Genomic DNA, 18904 nt, shown 5'->3' on the forward strand with positions numbered 1-18904 from the left:
ATGGTCCTCGATCTCAGGGCCGAGAAACGACGTGAGTGAGGAGGAAGACGACGACAGCCACCGCTGCGACGCTCGTGGGCGTGAATACGAGGACGCCGATTCGGCTCGCGCCCCAGACGAACAGCGCGGCGAACAGCGTCGAGAGCACGGCGTTCAGGACGAGCAGGACGCGCGGATCGCCCTCGGACGACTCGAGGCCGGCCTGCAACCCGCTGTCTCGCTCGTCGTCGGGACCGCTCATACGACGAGAGGTGGACGGCTGGCACTTAGCCGTTTCCGTGCATGGCTACCCGAACGGTACCGACTGACGCGATCGAACCCGCCGGCGAGAGCGCCGTCGTGCGCGGGGTTTTATAGCAGCTCGGGCGCAGAAGTCGGGTATGCGCGAGGTGACGGTCGCTCGAGTCGTCGACGTCTCCCGAGAGACGCTCTCGGCGTGGCTCGAGCCCGCGACGATCGTCGAGGCCGAGGGGAGTTTTACGGTCCAGGCCGTCGACGAGCGAGCGGACGCCACGATCGTCGTCGCCAGCGGTCCCGGGCTCGAGTTAGCCCTGCGCTTCGAGGACCGCGACGGGACGTTCTACTACACGCAGGAGGGCGAACACGGCCCCTTTTCGCACATGGAGACGTGGCTCGAGTCCGAGTCGATCGACGCCGAACGGAGCCGGGTGACGATCCGGTCTGCGATCGAACTCGCCGCGCCGCTGCCCTTCGGCGATCGGATCGCGGCGTGGAAACGCCGCGGGGAACTCGAGGGAGCGCTCGACACGATCGAAACGGAGCTCAGCTGATGGGTCCGAAATCGACCGGCTATCAGGGTTCGCGAAGGACGACCGCCTCCTCGTCCTCGCTCGGAAACGGATTCTGCAGATCGTCCGCACGTTCCCACTCCTCGTCGGTGACCAGACTCTCCTCGAGTCGCGAGCGAAGCGTCGGTTCGTGCGTCTCGAGGTCGGTGCCGATGAAGACGAGTTCCGTCCGCCGATCGCCGTGTTCGTCGTGCCACTCGAGGTCGGGCCGGTTGGATCGGTACAGCTCCCGCTGGACCTCGGGGAGGGCGGCGATCCACGGCCCGCGAACGGTCGCGCGGACGGAGGGGCCGGCCTGTGCGATATCGACTTTCACGTCGCGGTCGGCGATCCACGCCGTCCCCTTCGATCGGACGACGTCGTCGGGGAGTTCCCGGAGGACCGACGCCACGCGTTCGGGGTGGAACGGCCGGCGCGCCCGGAACACGAACGAGTCGACGCCGTAGACCTCATCCGGATGGCGATGGGCGTGGTGGTCGTCGTCGTCGGAATCGTCGGAATCGTCGGAATCGTCCCGTGGTTCGTGATCGTGCGCAGTAGTGTCGTCCTCGGACAGCGCTCGCTGCCAGCCCGCCAGTTCCCCCATCCGCTCGGCGTCGAACAGGCCGACGCCCAGCAGGCGGTCCGGCTCCACCGCACTGAACTCCGTTCGAATCGTCTCGGCCGTCGGTTGGAGCGCGCGGACGAGGGCTTCGGCGTCCGCGAGTTCCGCGTCCGTGCAGAGATCCGCCTTGTTACACACGACGAGGTTCGCGACCTCGAGCTGTTCGATCAGCAGGTCCGAGAGCGGTCGATCGGCGTCGCCGTCGTCCCCCCGTCGCTCCGGGACCTCGTCGCCGGCGAAGGTGTCCAGAAAGAGTCGCGTGTCGAGGACGGTCACCAGCGCGTCGAGGTCGTATCTGGCTGCGACCCGCGATGACGTGGTGAAGAGCCGGGCGACCGGCGCGGGTTCCGAAATGCCGGAGGACTCGACGAGCAGGTGGTCGAACTCCCGCTCGCGGGCTAACCGGACGACGGCCGTCTCGAGGTCGTCTTGCAGTTCACAGCAGATACAGCCGTTCGAGAGTTCGGCCACGCCGCCCTCCACGTCGAGGTCGGAGCCCTCCGCGACGAGGTCGGCGTCGACATTGACCGCGCCCATGTCGTTGACCAGGACCGCGAGGTCGCGGTCGGCGGTCCGCAGGAGGTGGTTGAGCAGCGTCGTCTTCCCCGCGCCGAGGCCCCCCGAGAGGACGGTGACGGGAATCGTTGCCGATGACATAGGGGTTTGTTGTGACTCGAGGGGCAAGAAGCGTCGTATCGCGGACCCCGCTCGCGTCGTACGGGTCGCGACATATTTTTGTCTCCGGCACCGACCATGACGGACGATGACACTCGCCGATCGGATCGCGGCGTTCCGGGCCACGCTCGAGGAGTGGCTCCGCGGGCTCTACCACGGAATGATCGCCCATCCGGCCTACGAGAAGATCGAGGCCGAAGCCGAGGACCTCGAGGACGCGTTCATGCTGGCGTGTTTCCCCGACGCCTTCGGCATCCCGTCGCCCGTCTCTTACTACACGGCCGAACTCCTCCCCTACCTCGAGGACGAGTACCAGGCCTGGGAGCGGCGGCTGTGGGATCGGGGATCGATTATCGAGCGGAAGGGCCACCAGTACCACTTCTAATGACCGAGTTCACCTTCTTCGGCGGCAAAGGCGGCGTCGGCAAGACGACCGTCTCGAGCGCGTACGCCCTCGAGTGCGTCGACGCCGGCCTCGAGACGCTCGTCGTCTCGACGGATCCGGCCCACAGCACCGCGGACGTCTTCGATCAGGAGTTCGGCGACGACCCGCGGCCGGTCGAGGGATACGACGGGCTTTCGGCAATGGAGATCGATCCCGAGCGGGAAGTCCAGGATCACCTCTCGGAGCTCAAACAGCAGCTCGGCTCTCAGCTGTCCGCGACGATGGTCAACGAGGTCGACATCCAACTCGAGATGGCCCACCAGACGCCGGGCGCGTACGAGGCCGCCCTCTTCGATCGGTTCGTCGAGGTGATGCGCACCGCGGACGACTACGATCGCGTCGTCTTCGACACCTCGCCGACCGGCTCGACGCTCCGCTTGCTCGCGCTCCCGGAGCTGCTCGAGCGCTGGATCGACCGGCTGATGGACAAGCGCGAGCGCAGCATCGATCTCTTCGAGAAGGCCGCGATCGGCAACAACGAGCCCCGGCGAGTGATGGAGGGCGATCCGATCCTCGCGCGCTTGCAGGAGCGCAAGGAGCGCTTCGAGTTCGCCGGCGAGGTGCTCCGCGAGGACGCCGCATTCTACCTCGTGTTGAACCCCGACGAGCTCTCGATCCGCGAGACGCGGCGATCGGTCGAGACGCTCGCGGAGGCCGACCTCCCCGTCGAGGGACTCGTGGTCAACCGACTCACGCCCGAACCCGAGTCTCACGAGGAGGGGCGCGGTGCAACCTACCTCCGCGATCGCGTCGCGACCGAACGCGATCGCCTCGAGCGAATCGAGCGAGAGTTCGACGTTCCGATCGCCGCGACGATCGAGACGCGCGTCGAGGAGGTTCGGGGAAGCATTCTCGAGGACGTCGCCGCGGCGCTCGAGATCGAAGTGACGGACGACGATCGGACTCCGACGCTGTGAGACGTGGAACGACGATTCCGCTCCGTCACCGTCAGACGCCACAAATGGGTGTCCTTGTCTAGCACGGCATTAGTGCCGTTCGATTCGACCAGAGCGCGCCTTTAAATTGTACACATACGTCATTTAGACTTCAAAACTGAAAATTCGACCAGCGCTAGTCCGAAATGCAATGAATTATATTTATGTTCTTCCCGGGCAAGCCATCGTTAGGGTGCAAATAGCATGGCAGGTGTAATCTGGATCGTCGCACTGGTGTTGATAACGTTTTCCGTCTCGTACGTGGGGTACGGACGGTACCTCTCGCAGTTCGTAGGGTTAGACGATAGTCGGGAGACGCCAGCACACAAGTACCAGGACGGGCAGGAGTACGTACCGGCGAAGAAGCCGGTGCTACTGGGGCATCACTACTCGAGTATCGCGGGCGGGGCACCCGTCGTCGGCCCGATTACGGCCGCACTGGTCTGGGGTTGGGTGCCGGCCGTTCTGTGGGTCGCGATCGGTAATCCGCTGCTGGGTGCGGTTCACGACTTCATTTCACTGTCCAGCAGCCTCCGACACGAGGGGAAGTCGATCGGGTATATCATCGGAGAATACGTCGGGGAGCGCGGAAAGAACATGCTGCTATGGTTCGCGTTCTTGCTGACGATTCTGGTCGTCGCGGTGTTCGCGCTGGTCATCGGGGTCGTGTTGAACGCGTATCCGTCGGCGGCGACCGCGAGCCTGCTGTACGTGACGCTCGCGTTCGTCTTCGGGATCTGGCTCTACCAGCTAAACCTCCCGTTCTCGGTCGGAACGGTCGTCTTCGTCGGCGGCGTCTTCGCGTCCGTCTGGATCGGCATCCAGTACCCGCTCGCGATCGTTCCCGGCGATTATCCCGCCGGGACAACCGTGTTGCTCGATTCCGCGTCGTTCTTCCCGGTGTTGCTCGAGAGCGCGAACATCGGCGCGTGGGTGCTCGTGATACTCCTCTATGGGGGAGCCGCGAGTGTCCTGCCAGTGTGGATGCTGTTGCAACCGCGGGACTACCTCTCCTCGTTCCTCCTGTACGCGGGGGTCGGCGGGTCACTGCTCGCAGTCATCGTCGGGACGTTCATCACCGGACTGGGAAGTGACGCGGTCCATCCCGATACCGGTGCACAACTGAATCTCGACATCTCGACCGGCGCCTGGTACGGGTTCTTCGGGCAAGGTGGACCGCTCGCAGACGAGATTCTACTGATGCCACTGTTTCCGCTGTTGTTCCTCACGATCGCATGTGGAACCATCAGCGGCTTCCACTCGCTGGTCTCGTCGGGGACGACTGCCAAGCAACTGAACAAGGAAACCGACGCTAAACTGATCGGCTACGGTGGGATGCTCGCCGAAGGGCTACTCGCGGCAGTCGCACTCTGTGCCGTGACGATCATCGCCATCACGCCGTCGGGCGTCGACGGCGGTATCGGCCTCGCCTTGCCAAACTTCGCGACCGGTGGCGGCGCGATCCTAACCAGTCTCGGCATCCCGTTCGAGTACGCTGCGCCGTTCATGGCTCTCGTACTTGCGAGCTTCCTGCTGACCAGCATGGACACGGCTGTCCGACTGGGTCGGTACATGTTAGAGGAGATCGTCGGCACGCCCGAGACGACCATCGAGGAATACGCGGCCAACCGCTACGCCAACACGACGTTTATCGCCGTCGTCGCGTTCTTCCTGCTCGGCAGCGGTCGGTGGGCGGACCTCTGGACGCTGTTCGGCGGCGCGAACCAGCTGCTGGCGTCGCTGGCGCTGCTGACCGGCACCGTTTGGCTGGCGAACTGGAGCAAGTCCAAGCAGCTGCTTTCCACCGGCGGTCCGATGGCGCTGATGGGCTTTATCACGCTTATCGGTCTCAGCTGGGTCGGGATCTATCAGATCCTTGGTGGGCGGCTGCTCGGAATGACCGGCGATGCAGAGACGGAACTGCTCGCCCAAGTGTCGGCCGTCGTGCAGCTCGTGATCATCGCCATCCTCATCGGGCTGGCACTGTCACTGTTCAAGATCGGCTACGACAACATGAAGTCGGCCCGGAGAACGGACGACGGCGTCGCGGCCGATGTCAGTTCGGACGACGACTGAGTCGGATCGCGACTGCGGATGGCGATTTTCGACCGCGGAACTCGTTTTTGCGACGACTCGAGCCCACAAAAGTCGGTAACGCACAGCTGTTTCGCTACGGTTCACTCTCGAGTGACGCGTCTGCGGCTGGACGGCGTCGGGCTACAACTGTAGCCGCCGCGAAAGCAGTCCGAGCAGCCCCAGGTCGTCCGTCTCGATCGGCTCCCAGAGCCGGAAGGCGGTCGCGACATCGGCGTTCTCGCTCGTGACCAGATCCTTCGTGTCGGGCGAGACGACGGCCAGGTTGATCTCGTAGTGACCGTGATACCCGTACTTCAGCAGCGCTCGTCCGTCGAAGTTCGCAATGCGATCGCGAACTGCCTCGGGGATCGAGGGCGCGATCGCGACGAACGTAAAGTCCGTCGAGAAGTGCTCCTCGTCGGGTTCGATCCAGTCGTCGGCCAGTCGCTCGCCGAGGTCGACGAACCGATCGAGCGTCCGATCGTCGACGCGGTCGACCCGCCGCACGAACAGGTATTCGGTCGACTCGTGTTCGGCCAGCGAGAGCGCGGGGTGGAGGAAGTGCTTCTTGCTCACCAGTTCCATCCGACCGTAGAGCGTGAACCGCTCCCCGTCGACGGCGTAGTCCTTCTCGAGGTCGTAGTTGTGAAACAATCGGTCGCTCACCCGGTCGACGTACTCGTCGTCCCAGCTGGGAACGTTCTCGAGGGACGACGGAGAGTCCGGTCCGTCGCGACTATCGCGTTCGGGCCCCGAATCGCGATCGGCACTATCCATGGTTCGTTTTACCATGGAGACGAGAAAAGTGCGTCGGCACGGGCTCCACGACGACGGTCCGCTAACGGGAACCGGAATCCCCTCACAGTGTCGACGTTCACTTGGCGTGCACCGCCGACACCCCTCGATAGCCTACTGGGGCGTAGCTGTCGGACGACCGTCGCAGTCGTCCGAGTCGTCATTATTGCGTCCCTTCCGGCCCCTGTTGTCGCCATTCGGGACCCGCTCCGACGACGCAACGCGGACCGCGGAACGGGTGTCGAACTGTCTCCCGATGGTGGACCAGGAGACCGGAGGGAGCCACGAACCACCTACTCCTCGACGGTAACGACCACGTCGTGTGATTGGGAGAACTCCCCGTGTTTGTTGAATCCCGGATTATACATGCCCGTGCTCATGAGTCCGGCGTCAGCTTCACAGGTAACTTCGAATTCCCAATCGCCGGTCGGCACTGTTCCCCCCTCGACGTAGAAATCCAGTTCCCACTTCATTCCGACGCTCGTTCTGGAACCGAAATCTGCGTCGATATACGATTCGGCGTAGTTCTGCGAGACGTCCGGCCCGTCAGATCGGATCAGTCCCCAGGGGTTCGGTATCGGGAGCACTCGACCGACCGATGCGCTCCACGCGGTATCTATCGCGTATTCGACGACGTCGTCGAGATCCGTGCGTTCGCTCTGTTTATACGTCGTTACGTTCTGCAGATCGTAGTCACCGGGAGTGCTCACCGGTTCGACCGATATCGTGACGTTGTCGACGCTCGGTGTAACGTGATCCTCACTATTGAGCGAAATCGGGAACGCGACGGCGAGGTTCACCTGGCTGATCGAGCTGTCAACGACTTTCGGTCCCGTTACTGACGAGTGCGCTTCAGCGATAGTCGAATCCATGTGATCGTGGTCGACGACCTCCGCTGGAACCGTATCGTAGGGATCGTCTCGAGACGCGCTCGATCCCCCACCTCCACCCGGTGTAATATACCTCGCCGTCGTCGTCCCCGTACTCGCCAGGAGCCCACTACTAGCGGCAATCGTACCGGCGACCCCGCCGCTCATCGTTTTCACGAGTCGCCGTCGGTTCGTCTCCGTAGTGTTCTCCTGGTCGGTATCCGATTTCCGATCCATATTTCGAAAGGGTATATTCAACGACTTATAATTAACCCAGAAGGGACTAATTTCTACCGAACGGATCGCGTATTTCGGGCGACTTCGAGATCTCACTGATGGCATTGCACATTCGACCGTGTGACGGCCCGGTGTTGGGCGGACGCCGCTTCGATTAGTATCCGATCGCCGGCACCGACTGCGAGTGAGTCGGGGGCGTGTCTCACGCCAATACTTATGCGTCGAGCGAACCTAACGTGTGCCAACGATGGCCAATGACCGCGAGGCGTGTGGCCGCTGCTCGACGTCGGTCGCGGTGGGTGTCGCGAACCGCGATCGAGACGCCGAAGACCGAGCCGAGCGGGACCCCTACGGCGAGGAACGAATCGAGGTTAACGAAACGACGATACGTCTCCTCTCGCCCGACGGTTGGATGTCGAGGCTCTCGAGTCGACTCGACGACGTCGCGCAGCGACTCGTCTGGCACCAGCAATAGGGCGCTGTTCCGGATACCAACAGCGATACCGAACGAATCGGCACCAAACCGCTTCTCTGGTGGAGGGGAGGGTACTATCAGGAGTCCATTCGAGCCGACTCACACGGGCTTCGACGAGTCGATCCGATCGTTCCGGAGTACGAAGATAGCGATCCGGCCTGCGAGAACCTCCAGACCCTGCTGGTACCGCTCGAGACGAAACCTGTCACGTTGCCACTGCTGTCCGTTCTGAGTCGGTCACCGTTTCCTGAAACAGTGGTAACGGCGGGACGAAGAACAACGGTCGTTCAGAACGCGGCCGTTTCGAATACGAACAGCGCCGTGATGATCACACCGAGGATCAACCCGGGAAGCTGGAGTATCCCACCGCGGACACGAGGAGAAGGCTGAGACTGACGCCGAAAGCGGCGTACGGTCGGTCGTCGACGCTCGTCTCGGTAGTGTCCTCCTTCACGTCGTGTTTGTCGTAGTCGATGATGTTCGCTTCGTCGAGTTTCGGCAGGTGCGACTGGTAGAGCGGGATGTAGACGCGCTGGCGCTCATCCGACATCAATTGCTCGACGGTCGTCTCGTGCTCCTTCGCGACAACGTGTTCGGCGACATCGCGCATCTTGACGCGGTCGCCCGCCTGCAGCATGTACCGGATTATCTCTCGACGGCGAAAGGTCTGCAGAATGTGAAACACGTCGTCGAGAGAGAGACCCGTCGTTTCTTCGGTTAGCGATTTACTATCGCTCGAGCCCGGAGCGGCCGCTCAGTTCGTCGTGATGACCTCGATCACGTCCCGCGACTCGACTTCGTAGTCGCTGCCCAGCTGGCGGTTCGAGCGGCAGTCGATCGCGTGCAGGAAGCCGTCGCCGATGTCGGAGTGGAGGCTGTAGGCGAAGTCCTCCGCAGTCGAGTTCGGGGGGATCAGATAGCAGTCGGGTAGCACCTCGCCGCGTTCGTTCCCCAGCCCGTTCGCGCCGCCCGGGAACACCGGCGTCACGCCGAGGACGTCGAACAGCGCCGTCTCGAGGGCCGCCTGGACGCCCGTCGCCCCGAACTCGTCGAGGAAGTCGCGGATCTGCTCGAGTCCCTGTTCTTGCTCGCCCGAGACGTCGCTGACGATCTCGAAGTCAGCGTCGCCGGGTCGGTAGTCGACGACGCCGGCCTGCTCGGCCGACTTCAGTGCCTTCTCGGCGTGGGCGCTGCAGGGAACGATCGTCAGGTGATCGTAGTCTGGATCGCCGGTGATCTCCTCGTAGTTCGCCTGCGCCTCGGGGGTGTCCATCTTGTTCGCCGCGATGACCATCGGTTTGGTCTCTTTACGGATCTCGCGGGCCAGGTCCAGTTGGTCGTCCGCGTCCCACGCCGCGGGGTCGAAGCCGACGCCGACGCGCCGGATGAGGCGTTTGATCTCGTCTTCGCTGGTCTTGAACGCGCTCATCTGCTCGGCGAGTTCCTCCTCGATGGCGTCGTCCTCGGTGGTGTAGCCCGTCTCGTAGCGAGTGATTCCCTTCTCGAGGACGCCCAAGTACCACTGGTCGAGTTCCTCCTCGAGGAACGCGATGTCGTCCCGGGGATCGTGACCCTCCGTCGCTTCGCCTTCGGCGTCCGTCTTGCCGGAGAAGTCGACGACGTGGACGAGCACGTCGGTCTCGTTGAGATCGGAGAGGAACTGGTTACCCAGCCCGTTGCCCTCGTGTGCGCCGGGGATCAGCCCGGCCACGTCGACGAGTTTCGTCGGGACGAACCGCGTGCCGTCGGCACAGTAGCCGACGCTGGGGGTACACTCCTCGTCGAACTCCGGCGCCGCGCAGTCGACGCGGGCGTAGGCCTCGCCCACGCTGGGATCGATGGTCGTGAACGGGTAGGCCCCCTCGGGCACGTCGTTCATCGTCGCCGCGTTGAAGAAGGAGGACTTGCCGACGGACGGTTTGCCGACCAGTCCGATCCGGTAACTCGTACTCATTATCCCGAGTGGGTGAGCGGCGCCTAAACGGGTTTCTGTCCGGTGCGACAGTGATACGGGCTGACGTATCACGCCAGCGAGAGCCTCCGGTCGGTGCGAGCGCCGCGCGGAACCCGTCGCTCGAGCCTACTCGAGGACCGCTTCGAGCGCGTCCATCGTCCGGTCGACGCGCTCGAGGCGCGCGTTGTGTCCCATGTGACCGATCCGGATGAGATCGTCCTCGAGGTCGCCGAGGCCGGTCGCGAGGACGATATCGTGGTCGTCCGCCAGCGTCCGCTGAAGGCCCGCGGCGCTTCGCTCGACCTCGAGTGCGGTCACTGTCGGCGACGATTGCGCCTCGTCGGGGAACGGCGAGAGTCCGAGGTCGGCCGCTCGCTCGCGACACCGGGTCGCGGCCGCTTCGTGGCGTTCGAAGACGCTCTCGAGGCCCTCCTCGAGCAACAGGTCGATCGCCGTCTCGAGGCCGTACAGGTTCGCGGCGAGGTGCGTGTAGGGGAACCACTCCTCGTCGGCGGCGTCGCGCCACGGCTCGAGGTCGGTGTACAGACTCGCCGTCTCGAACGACTCGATCTTCGCCCAGGCGCGGTCGCTGACCGAACAGACCGTCAGTCCCGGCGGGGCGCTGAAACACTTCTGCGAGGCGCCGAGGCAGATATCGATTCGCTCCGTCGGGACCGCCACCCCGCCGAGCGAGGAGACCGCGTCGACGACGCTGAGGACGTCGTGCTCGTCGAGCACCTCGAGGACCGGTTCGATATCGTTGAGCGCGCCCGTCGGCGTCTCGCAGTGGACCAGCGTCGCCGCGTCGAACGAACCCTCCTCGAGGTGAGATTTGATCGCCTCGAGGTCGAGGGGCTCGTTCCACGGCGCATCGCAGACCACCGCTTCGCCGTCGGCCATCTCGACGAAGTCGGCGAACCCCTCGCCGTAGAGGCCGTTCGCGATACAGAGCACGCGGTCGCCCGGTTCGACCAGCGAAGCGACGGCGGCCTCGAGGCCGAGGATGCCCTCCCCGCCGAGGATCGCGACGTCGTCGTCGCCGTAGATCGCCTCGAGTTCGGCCGTGAGGTCGCGGTAGAACTCGAAGAACGCCGGCTCGACGTCGGGGTTCGGCGTCGGCTCGCTCATCCGCTCGCGGACGGCCGCCGGCACCTCGGTCGGCCCGGGCGTCATGCGCAGTCGATCGTCTGTCATACGGTGGCTACCGGCGCGTTCGAGCATAAAACCACTCGAGTCGACTGCAGTTATATCGGGTCCAGCCTCGAGAGCGCTTTTCCGTTCGGCGCGCGTATCCCCCTCCGAGATGAGCGAGCGCCGACGGCTCACGACCCTCGAGACGGTCCACGAGAACCGGTCGTGGCTGTTTACGATCCGAGATCAGTACGGCGAACCGGACGAAGCGATCCTCGTGCCGTGCGACGACAACGTCGAGCACGGCTCGACGAGCAGTCGGCCTGCGGCCGACAACGGTGTCGAGGCGTGGATCAATCGCTGCACCCACGAGGCCCAGCGGCTCGATACGGGCCGCGGGGCTGCGATGCGCGACGGGCAGATCATCTGTCCGAAACACGGCTCGATGTTCGACTCCTGCTCGGGCTATTGCGACAACGGCGAGGCGGCCGACACGACGCTCCCGGCCGTCGACGTCAGCGTCGACGACGGCGTCGTCTATCTGACCGACGACGACCTGACCTTCGCCCACGAGGGCGGGATCGACGAGGGCAAGGATGATGACGATGACGACGGTCCCGCGTCGACCTCCCACATCGGATTCTGATCGGCCGCGACGGCGAGCGACGCTCGGGAGGGTATGCGCGTCTCGAAAACGTATTCCGCGCGCTGCGACTACGACCGCCTATGCTCACCTTCATCGGCCTCGGTCTCTACGACGAGCGCTCGATCACCGTCGAGGGCCGGGACGCCCTGCGGGCGGCCGATCGCGTCTACGCCGAGTTCTACACCAGTCAGCTGATCGGGACGACGATCGACGACCTCGAGTCCTATCACGACCTCGAGATCGAGGTCCGGGACCGGGCCGGCGTCGAACAGCATCCCGACGACATGCTCGCAGCGGCCGAGGACGAAGACGTCGCCTTCCTGACGGCGGGCGATACGATGATTTCGACGACACACGTCGACCTCCGACTGCGCGCTCACGACCGCGGGATCGAGACGCGGGTGATCCACGGCGTCACCGCCCAGACGGCCACCAGCGCGTTGACCGGGCTGCAGAACTACCGCTTCGGCAAAGCGACGACGCTGCCGTTTCCGTACGCCCACGGGGCCGAGGGTCTCCCGGCGAGCGTCACGGAGACGATCGACGACAATCGTTCCGATGGCCTCCACACCGTCGTCTACCTCGATATAAAAGCCGAGCGCGAGGAGTACATGACCGCCGACGTGGGTGCCGAACTGCTCGCCGAGGAGTACCCCGACCTCGCGGGCGTCGTCGTCGCCCGCGCGGGGAGCCCCGATCCGCTCGTCGAGGCCGGAACGATGACCGAACTGGCGGCCCGCGAGTTCGGCGATCCGCTACACCTGCTCGTGATCCCCGGAGAGTGCCACCTGCTCGAGGCCGACGCGCTGGTCGAACTGGCCGGGGCGGACCGGGACACCCTCGAGATCGCCTGACTACGGGTAAGGATCGGTGACGACGGCCGGTTCAGGGGCCGGTAACAGCCTCTCGACCGACCGCGTTTCGATCGGAAACGGACGCCGGGGGATTTACGGTCGGTGCGGGAAAGGATGGGCCATGAGCGGTCCGGCGGTCACGGACGGTGGGGTCCGCCCCGAGGGGTCGACGGGAGCCGGCGACCGGCACGACCTCGATCGGGAGACCATCGAGTTGGCCCGGGAGGAACTTCGGACGACGTTCGAGTATCAGGTCGAACGGGTTCAGGAGATCGACGAGAAGGCGATCGAGATCCTCAAGGCGAATCTCCTGTTGATCGGACTGGTCGTCACCGGCGGCTCGATCGTCGTCCAGACCGATATCGACGTCGCGGCCTTCGTGAACCCCTTTACGATCGCCAGCGCGCTCCTGTTGCTGGGCTCGACGGGACTCGCTGGGGTGACGTATACGGCCTCCAACCTCCGGGGCGGCATCGACGGCGACGCGGTCGAGACCGCACTCGCGACGGCGCGAGCCGAGACGGCGGCCGACGCGGACCGGTTCGAGGTGCGACTGCTTCGCAGCTACGGCCGGTGGATCGAGTACAACGCGCGAGTGACCGCCGTCAACGATATGTTCGCGACGATCACCGTTCTCATGGTGATCGCCGCCTTCGTCTACGTGGTCGCGGGAATCGGCGTCGGCGCGCTCGGCCCGTCGACGCTCGTCTCGGCGGTCGTCTTCCTCGCGCTCACAGCCGCGCTGCTGTGGCTCGGGGCCTTCGCGTACTACATGGACCACCTCGGCGCGAGCGACGAGCACTGGGAGGGCACGTTCGACGGCGTCAGGATCTCGAAGGGCGTCACCCGGAAGCGCGGACTGTCGACGCTGCGGTCGATGCGCAGCGAGGGCGCGACCGACGAACGGGAGGAAGAAGCGGCCGCGGAGGGAGTCTCGGAGCGAAGCGCGAAGCGCTGAACCGCTCGCGGCACCGTCCCTACAGGACGGACTCGAGCCGATCCAGAAAGTCCCCCGGAACCTCGACGTGGGGCGTGTGACCGACGTTTCCGAAGACGACTTCCTCGAACTCGCCGCCGCGGTCGGCGTAGCGCTCGAGGACGGCGCGGGTCTGATCGACCATCGGCTGGGGCGGGAAGACGTCCTCGCCGGGCCACTCGGGCAGTTCGTCCATTCGGCCGAGCGTCCCCAGATCGAAGAGGGAGGCGTTCGAGACGATCTGGTCGGAATCGCCGCGGATCCACAGCACGGGCGGTTTCTCGTCGGAATCGATCCCGGTGATCGCCTCGAGTTCGCAGTACTTCGGCGAGATCGCGTTGTTCACACCGGTTTCGCCCGGGGCGACGCCGGGCCAGTTGTCGCTCGGCTTCGAAGCGCCCGGATAGTTCTCATCACCCGTCGCCGTATCGAGCATCCCCGTCAGATACGATTCCTCGCGCTCACCGTCGAACTCGTGAGTCGGGTCGACGTAGTAGGTTCGCAGCACCTTTCGCGGGGAGGTCCGCCCATCCTCGCTTCGGTCGCGGTCCTCGATGCCCGCGACGAACGCGTCGTTGCCGATCCCGCCGCCGGAGCCGGCGTAGTCGTCGAAACACGGCGTTCCGTCCGTATCCTTCGTCCCGCCGAAGCCGTACGGCGAGAGCGGATTGACCAGTACGAGCGAGGCGACCGCCTCGGGGTGGTCGATCGCGTACCGCATCGCGACCCCGCCGCCGTTCGACCAGCCGACGATGACGAGCGGCTCCGCGAGCTCGAGTTCGTCGACGAACGCTCGGAGATCCGCCGCGAAGTCGCCGAGGCCGTTCGTCGCGTCGACCGGTTTCGTCTCCGAGTCGCCGTACCCCCGCAGATCGGGTGCGATCGCGCGGTGGCGGGCGGGTAAGTCGGCCATTACGTCCTCGAAGAATCGGGAGGATGAGACGTTGCCGTGGCAGAAGAGAACGGTCTCGCCCTCGTCGGTGGCCCGATCGGAGCCCCCCGACTCGAGGTAGTGCGTCTTGAGTCGGTCCGTTTCGACGGTTCGCGAGTCGACGCCACCGAGGGTGTCGTCTCGAGGCATAACGAGGCGTATCACGGCGAGTGTGATAGCTGTCAGTGTTGCAGAACCCGTCGCCACGGGGAGATACGACGGGCGGTGACGGGTCGAAGCCGGTCAGGAGAGGAGTCGCTTGAGTCTGGCGAACAACCCCTTCGAGGGATCGCCGCCGCGACGCGGGGCCTCGGACTCGGCGGCACCAGCCGCGTCCGCCGACGCCGCCCCCGCCGACCCGTCGGTCGACGCCTCGCCGTCGGCTTCCGCGACGGCTCGATCGACGAGCCCCTCGGCGTCGTTGACCGCGCCCTTCACCGGTGCCTTGACGAGGGGCTTGTCCTCGAAGCGGTCCCGGTTCACCGACGTATCCGCGGCGATGATTACCGCGTCCGCCTCGGCGATCGCGGCGCTCGAGAGTTCGTTCTCCTGGCCCATGGCTCCCTGGACCTCGACGTCGATCTCGTGACCGAGATCTGTCGCGGTCTGCTCTAAGTTCTCGGCCGCCATCTGGCTGTGTGCGATACCCGTCGGACATGACGTTACTGCGACGAATTTCATTGGTCGTACTCCGTGATGTGTTCGTAAACGGTCGTTTTCGCGGTCGCGTCGGTCGCCCGATCGGCGAGCAATTCGGCCGCGTCTGTCTCGAGGTCGGCGACCGCGGCCTTCACCGCGGGGATCGTCACGGCGCTCATGCTGAGTTCGTCGAGCCCCAGCCCGACGAGCAGCGCCGTCAGGTCGGGATCGCCGGCCATCTCGCCGCACATCCCGACCCAGGCGTCGCCCGCCTCGGCGGCCGCCACGGTGCGCTCGATCGCTCGAAGGACGGCCGGCTCGCAGGGATCGCGGAGGTCCGCGACCCGGTCGTTCTCCCGCGCAGCGGCCATCACGTACTGGGTGAGATCGTTCGTCCCGATGCTGAGGAAATCGACGCGCTCGGCGAGCGCATCGGCGACGAACGCGGCACTGGGCGTTTCGATCATCACGCCCAGTTCCGGCGTCTCGTGCTCGACGCCCTCCGCGTCGAGGGCTGCGGCGACGTCCTCGACGGTCTCGAGGGCCGCCTCGAGTTCCGGAACGGCCGACACCATCGGGAACATCACCGAGAGCGTCCCCGATTTGACGGCGGCCGCCCGCAGCAGTGCCCGAAGCTGGGTCTCGAAGAGGTCGGCGTCGGGCCCGAGCGAGCGCCTGATCCCCCGCTGGCCGAGGAACGGATTCTCCGCGTCGGGCGTCTCGAGGTACGGGATCGGCTTGTCGCCGCCGACGTCCAGCGTCCGCACGACGACTCGACTCTCGGGAAAGGCCGCGAGCGCCTCGCAGTAGACCTCGAACTGTTCGTCCTCGCCGGGCGGCTCCTCGCGGTCGAGAAAGAGGAACTCGGTTCGGAAGAGGCCGATCCCGTCCGCACCCGCCTCGACGGCACCCTCGAGTTCCGCGGGGGTACCGACGTTGGCCGCGACCTCGACGCGTCGGCCGTCGGCCGTCGCGACCCGCTCCTCGCGGACGGTCACGTCGTGACCGCCGGCCGCGCGCTCCCGTCGGTCGTCGCTCGGGTCGACGATCACCGCGCCGTCCTCGCCGTCGATCAGAACGGGATCGCCGTCGCCGATCCGCTCGAGGCCGTCGCCGACGCCGACGACGGCCGGAATGCCGAGCGAGCGGGCGAAGATCGCGGCGTGGGAGGTCCGCCCGCCCTCGACCGTCGCGAAGCCGGCGACGCGCTCGGGATCGAGCTGGGCGGTGTCGCTGGGCGTCAGCCGCTCGGCGAGCAGGACCGAGCCGTCCGACAGCGAGGCGAGGTCCGCGCGCTCACCGTCGGTCAACAGCCGCAGTAGTCGGTCTCGAACGTCGCGAAGGTCGTCGGCGCGTTCGGCCATCCGGCCGTCCATCCCCTCGAACTGAGCGATGGGGTCCTCGAAGGCGGCCGCGACCGCGCGCTCGGCGGGGCGGCCGTCGTCGACGGCCGACTCGACGGCGTCGGTGATCTGCGGGTCGTCGAGAAACTGTCGGTGGGCGTCGAACACCGCAGCCTCCTCCTCGCCGACGCGCTCGGCGGTCCGCTCGCGCTCGCGCTCGAGTTCCGTTCGCGCGCGGTCGCGGGCGTCCTCGAACCGCTCGCGTTCGGCGTCCGGATCGACCGCGTCGGTCGCCGGCGTCTCCTCGAGTTCGAGGTCGGCGTTCGGATCGTACCAGACCGCGCTACCCACGCCGGACAGCGGCGTGACGCCGGTCCCCTCGTGCGATCGCGGTGCTGACTCGTTGGCGGCCATCGGTTCAAGTCTCCGAACTCGATTCGGCTGTGGTCTCGGGCGTCGAAAGCAGCTCCTCGAGGTCGTCGAGCGCCGCCGCGGCGTCGTCGCCCTCGGCAAGTAATCGGACGTCCTCACCGCTGGCGACGCCGAGGCTGGTCACGGCCAGCATGCTCGCCGCGTCGACCGGCTCGTCGTCCCCGTCGACCGGGGCCACGCTGACGTCGGCGTCGAACGCGGTCGCCGTCTCGACGAACGTCGCGGCCGGCCGCGCGTGGAGTCCGTCTGCGGGCACCACGGTGACGGTGCGCTCCATCACGCGACCGCCTCCGTGATCGTCTCCTCGACCGCCGCCTTCGAGTCGGCCTCGCGGAGGCGCTCGCGGACGTCGTCGTGCATCAGGGCCCGCGAGAGCGAACTCAGGAGTTCGAGGTGCTCCTCGCCGCCCTCGGCGGGGACGAGCAGCATGAACAGCAGCGTCGCAGGTTCGTCGTCCATCGCGTCGAAGTCGATACCGGCCGAGGAGCGCGCGAAGACGATGGTCGGCTCGGCGACCGCGTCGGACTTGGCGTGCGGGATGCCGATCCCCATCCCGACGCCGGTCGTCGTCTCTTCTTCGCGGGCGAGCAGGGCCTCGAGGGCCGCCTCGCGGTCGGTGACGCGGCCGGCCGCGACCGCGCGGTCGAGCAGGAACTCGATCGCGGCTACCTTCTCGGCGGGCGGTTCCTCGAGCGTGATCAGTTCGGGGGACAGTACGGCCTCGATTGCGGGTTCGGTCACAGTCATCGTAGTATGGTCTCCAGAGTATTGAGCGGTGAGGGGAGCGTCGAGTAGCTAGTCGTTCGTCTGGCCGGCGTTCGTCTGTCCCGCGTCCGTCGCGGATCGAGCGGGCTCGGCGCCGGCGACTCGTTCGTGGTAGTCGGGTTTGATCAGCGTGGCGATCGTCGCCGTGACCGCCGTGCCGAGCGCGAGACAGGCCAGGAACAGCAGCGGGCTGTTCGAGAGGATCACGACGAAGATACCGCCGTGAGGCGCGGGCATCGTCACGCCGAGCCAGAGCGCGGCCGCACCGGCCGTCGCGCTGCCGAGGACGGCCGACGGAACGACTCGGAGCGGGTCGGCGGCGGCGTACGGGATCGCTCCCTCCGTGATAAACGAGAAGCCAAGCGGGAGGGCCGCCTTCGCGTTCTCGTACATCTCTGCGGAGTACTTCTGCGGAGCGATGAAGTTCGAGAGCGCGAGTCCCAGCGGCGGTACCATCCCGCCGATCATCACAGCGGCCATCGGCGCGAAGATCTGGTCGGCGACGAGGACGGTTCCGAATACGTACGCGACCTTGTTGACCGGGCCGCCCATGTCGACCGCCATCATCCCGCCGAGTATCGCGCCGAGCAGGAGGGCGTTCGACCCCTGCATGCCCTCGAGCGCGGACGTCAGCGCGTCGTCGACGATGGCGATCGGGACGCCGAGCCCGAGGATAACGATCGGGGCGAGAAGTAGCGTCGTGAAGACGGGAATCACGAGGATCGGCATCATCGGATCGATCATCGACGGTACCGACCACCCCTTCATCCACCGGGCGACGTAGCCCGCGAGCAGGCCGGCGACGATCGCTCCGAGGAAGCCGGCGACGGCGCCGTCGGCCTCGAAACCGATAACCAGCCCGGCGGCTTCGATGAGCTGTTCCTGCTGGATCGCCCACGTCAGGATGAACCCGGGTGCGAGGCCGGGTTTGTCCGCGATCGCGTACGCGATGTACCCCCCGAGGATGGGGATCATGATCGTCAGCCCCAGCACCCCGATTTCGGCCAGGTACCACGCGAGCGACCCCGTTTCCTCGAACACCGTCTCGGTATCGCCGGCCGTCACCGGCAACTCCGCGACCATGAACGCGAGCGCGAGGAAAATCCCGCCGATCGTCACGAACGGAATCATGAACGACACCCCCGTCATCAGGTCCTCCTTTACCGAGAGGAGGTGGCCTCGCAGCCGTGATTCCACATCGTCTTTCATGCTATCTCTGGCGAATTCCTTCACCATCGGCTGCAAAAGTGCTTTCGGATATGTTTGTTTTAGCCAGATATTATTCGAAATGTAGTTTCGAGCGGATACTCGGG

21 protein-coding genes are annotated in these 18904 nt (G+C 65.6%); 8 read left to right on the forward strand and 13 right to left on the reverse strand.

Features of this window, described 5'->3' with window-relative positions; genetic code table 11:
* Positions 1-13 precede the first annotated feature (13 nt).
* Positions 14-241 (reverse strand): DUF8107 family protein, encoded by a 228-nt coding sequence (locus AC0QDI_RS09610; RefSeq protein WP_474667576.1) that lies wholly within the window; start codon positions 239-241, stop codon positions 14-16.
* A gap of 139 nt (positions 242-380) precedes the next feature.
* Between AC0QDI_RS09610 and AC0QDI_RS09615 the strand changes: the two genes are divergently transcribed.
* On the forward strand, positions 381-791 hold the full coding sequence (locus AC0QDI_RS09615) for an SRPBCC family protein (RefSeq protein ID WP_474667578.1): 411 nt from the start codon (positions 381-383) through the stop codon (positions 789-791).
* A 22-nt stretch (positions 792-813) separates the two neighbouring features.
* Here AC0QDI_RS09615 and AC0QDI_RS09620 read toward each other — a convergent pair whose 3' ends face one another.
* Positions 814-2070 carry a CobW family GTP-binding protein gene (locus AC0QDI_RS09620; protein ID WP_474667580.1) on the reverse strand — a complete coding sequence of 419 codons (1257 nt, stop codon included), beginning with the start codon at positions 2068-2070 and terminating at the stop codon, positions 814-816.
* Between the two features lie 106 nt (positions 2071-2176).
* Between AC0QDI_RS09620 and AC0QDI_RS09625 the strand changes: the two genes are divergently transcribed.
* The 3 genes from AC0QDI_RS09625 (at position 2177) to AC0QDI_RS09635 (ending at position 5544) form a co-directional block, all read left to right on the forward strand.
* Positions 2177-2473, forward strand: coding sequence for a DUF7990 family protein (locus AC0QDI_RS09625; RefSeq protein WP_474667582.1), 297 nt, complete (start codon positions 2177-2179; stop codon positions 2471-2473).
* Positions 2473-3450: an ArsA family ATPase gene (locus AC0QDI_RS09630; RefSeq protein ID WP_474667584.1), complete on the forward strand. Its 978-nt coding sequence runs from the start codon at positions 2473-2475 to the stop codon at positions 3448-3450. Before AC0QDI_RS09625 ends, AC0QDI_RS09630 begins: the two co-directional genes overlap by 1 nt.
* Before the next feature lie 222 nt (positions 3451-3672).
* Positions 3673-5544, forward strand: a complete 1872-nt coding sequence (locus tag AC0QDI_RS09635; RefSeq protein ID WP_474667586.1) for a carbon starvation CstA family protein — start codon at positions 3673-3675, stop codon at positions 5542-5544.
* A 141-nt stretch (positions 5545-5685) separates the two neighbouring features.
* Here AC0QDI_RS09635 and AC0QDI_RS09640 read toward each other — a convergent pair whose 3' ends face one another.
* Positions 5686-6321 carry a DUF8052 family protein gene (locus tag AC0QDI_RS09640; protein ID WP_474667588.1) on the reverse strand — a complete coding sequence of 212 codons (636 nt, stop codon included), beginning with the start codon at positions 6319-6321 and terminating at the stop codon, positions 5686-5688.
* 311 nt (positions 6322-6632) lie between these two features.
* Complete coding sequence (locus tag AC0QDI_RS09645) at positions 6633-7445, reverse strand: hypothetical protein (protein ID WP_474667590.1); 813 nt, start codon at positions 7443-7445, stop codon at positions 6633-6635.
* A 247-nt stretch (positions 7446-7692) separates the two neighbouring features.
* Between AC0QDI_RS09645 and AC0QDI_RS09650 the strand changes: the two genes are divergently transcribed.
* Positions 7693-7920, forward strand: coding sequence for a DUF8007 family protein (locus AC0QDI_RS09650; RefSeq protein WP_474667592.1), 228 nt, complete (start codon positions 7693-7695; stop codon positions 7918-7920).
* A 340-nt stretch (positions 7921-8260) separates the two neighbouring features.
* Here the strand turns inward: AC0QDI_RS09650 and AC0QDI_RS09655 are convergent, their stop codons facing one another.
* The 3 genes from AC0QDI_RS09655 to AC0QDI_RS09665 form a co-directional block, all read right to left on the reverse strand.
* Positions 8261-8557, reverse strand: a complete 297-nt coding sequence (locus tag AC0QDI_RS09655) for a DUF7344 domain-containing protein (RefSeq protein ID WP_474667594.1) — start codon at positions 8555-8557, stop codon at positions 8261-8263.
* 117 nt (positions 8558-8674) lie between these two features.
* The gene (locus AC0QDI_RS09660; RefSeq protein ID WP_474667596.1) at positions 8675-9874 is read right to left on the reverse strand and encodes a redox-regulated ATPase YchF; all 1200 of its coding nucleotides are present in this window, start codon (positions 9872-9874) and stop codon (positions 8675-8677) included.
* A gap of 126 nt (positions 9875-10000) precedes the next feature.
* Positions 10001-11068: a pyridoxal-phosphate-dependent aminotransferase family protein gene (locus AC0QDI_RS09665; RefSeq protein ID WP_474667598.1), complete on the reverse strand. Its 1068-nt coding sequence runs from the start codon at positions 11066-11068 to the stop codon at positions 10001-10003.
* 109 nt (positions 11069-11177) lie between these two features.
* On the opposite strand from AC0QDI_RS09665, the gene AC0QDI_RS09670 reads away from it, so the two are divergent.
* The 3 genes from AC0QDI_RS09670 (at position 11178) to AC0QDI_RS09680 (ending at position 13463) form a co-directional block, all read left to right on the forward strand.
* On the forward strand, positions 11178-11651 hold the full coding sequence (locus AC0QDI_RS09670; RefSeq protein WP_474667600.1) for a Rieske (2Fe-2S) protein: 474 nt from the start codon (positions 11178-11180) through the stop codon (positions 11649-11651).
* Positions 11652-11731: 80 nt separating this feature from the next.
* Entirely contained in the window at positions 11732-12505 is a 774-nt protein-coding gene (dph5, locus tag AC0QDI_RS09675; protein ID WP_474667602.1) for a diphthine synthase, read from the forward strand.
* A 121-nt stretch (positions 12506-12626) separates the two neighbouring features.
* Positions 12627-13463, forward strand: coding sequence for a hypothetical protein (locus AC0QDI_RS09680; protein ID WP_474667604.1), 837 nt, complete (start codon positions 12627-12629; stop codon positions 13461-13463).
* A 19-nt stretch (positions 13464-13482) separates the two neighbouring features.
* On the opposite strand, the gene AC0QDI_RS09685 is transcribed toward AC0QDI_RS09680, so the two are convergent.
* The 6 genes from AC0QDI_RS09685 to AC0QDI_RS09710 form a co-directional block, all read right to left on the reverse strand.
* A complete protein-coding gene (locus AC0QDI_RS09685; protein WP_474667606.1) occupies positions 13483-14562 on the reverse strand; it encodes an alpha/beta fold hydrolase in 1080 nt (359 codons plus the stop codon).
* 93 nt (positions 14563-14655) lie between these two features.
* The gene (locus AC0QDI_RS09690) at positions 14656-15093 is read right to left on the reverse strand and encodes a PTS fructose transporter subunit IIB (protein ID WP_474667608.1); all 438 of its coding nucleotides are present in this window, start codon (positions 15091-15093) and stop codon (positions 14656-14658) included.
* Positions 15090-16808: a phosphoenolpyruvate--protein phosphotransferase gene (gene ptsP / locus AC0QDI_RS09695; protein WP_474667610.1), complete on the reverse strand. Its 1719-nt coding sequence runs from the start codon at positions 16806-16808 to the stop codon at positions 15090-15092. Before ptsP ends, AC0QDI_RS09690 begins: the two co-directional genes overlap by 4 nt.
* Positions 16809-16812: 4 nt before the next feature.
* Positions 16813-17103 carry an HPr family phosphocarrier protein gene (locus AC0QDI_RS09700; protein ID WP_474667612.1) on the reverse strand — a complete coding sequence of 97 codons (291 nt, stop codon included), beginning with the start codon at positions 17101-17103 and terminating at the stop codon, positions 16813-16815.
* On the reverse strand, positions 17103-17573 hold the full coding sequence (locus AC0QDI_RS09705; protein WP_474667613.1) for a PTS sugar transporter subunit IIA: 471 nt from the start codon (positions 17571-17573) through the stop codon (positions 17103-17105). Before AC0QDI_RS09705 ends, AC0QDI_RS09700 begins: the two co-directional genes overlap by 1 nt.
* 48 nt (positions 17574-17621) lie before the next feature.
* Positions 17622-18800 (reverse strand): PTS fructose transporter subunit IIC, encoded by a 1179-nt coding sequence (locus AC0QDI_RS09710; protein ID WP_474667615.1) that lies wholly within the window; start codon positions 18798-18800, stop codon positions 17622-17624.
* Positions 18801-18904: the final 104 nt, after the last annotated feature.

Source organism: Natrinema sp. LJW11 (genome assembly GCF_056135975.1).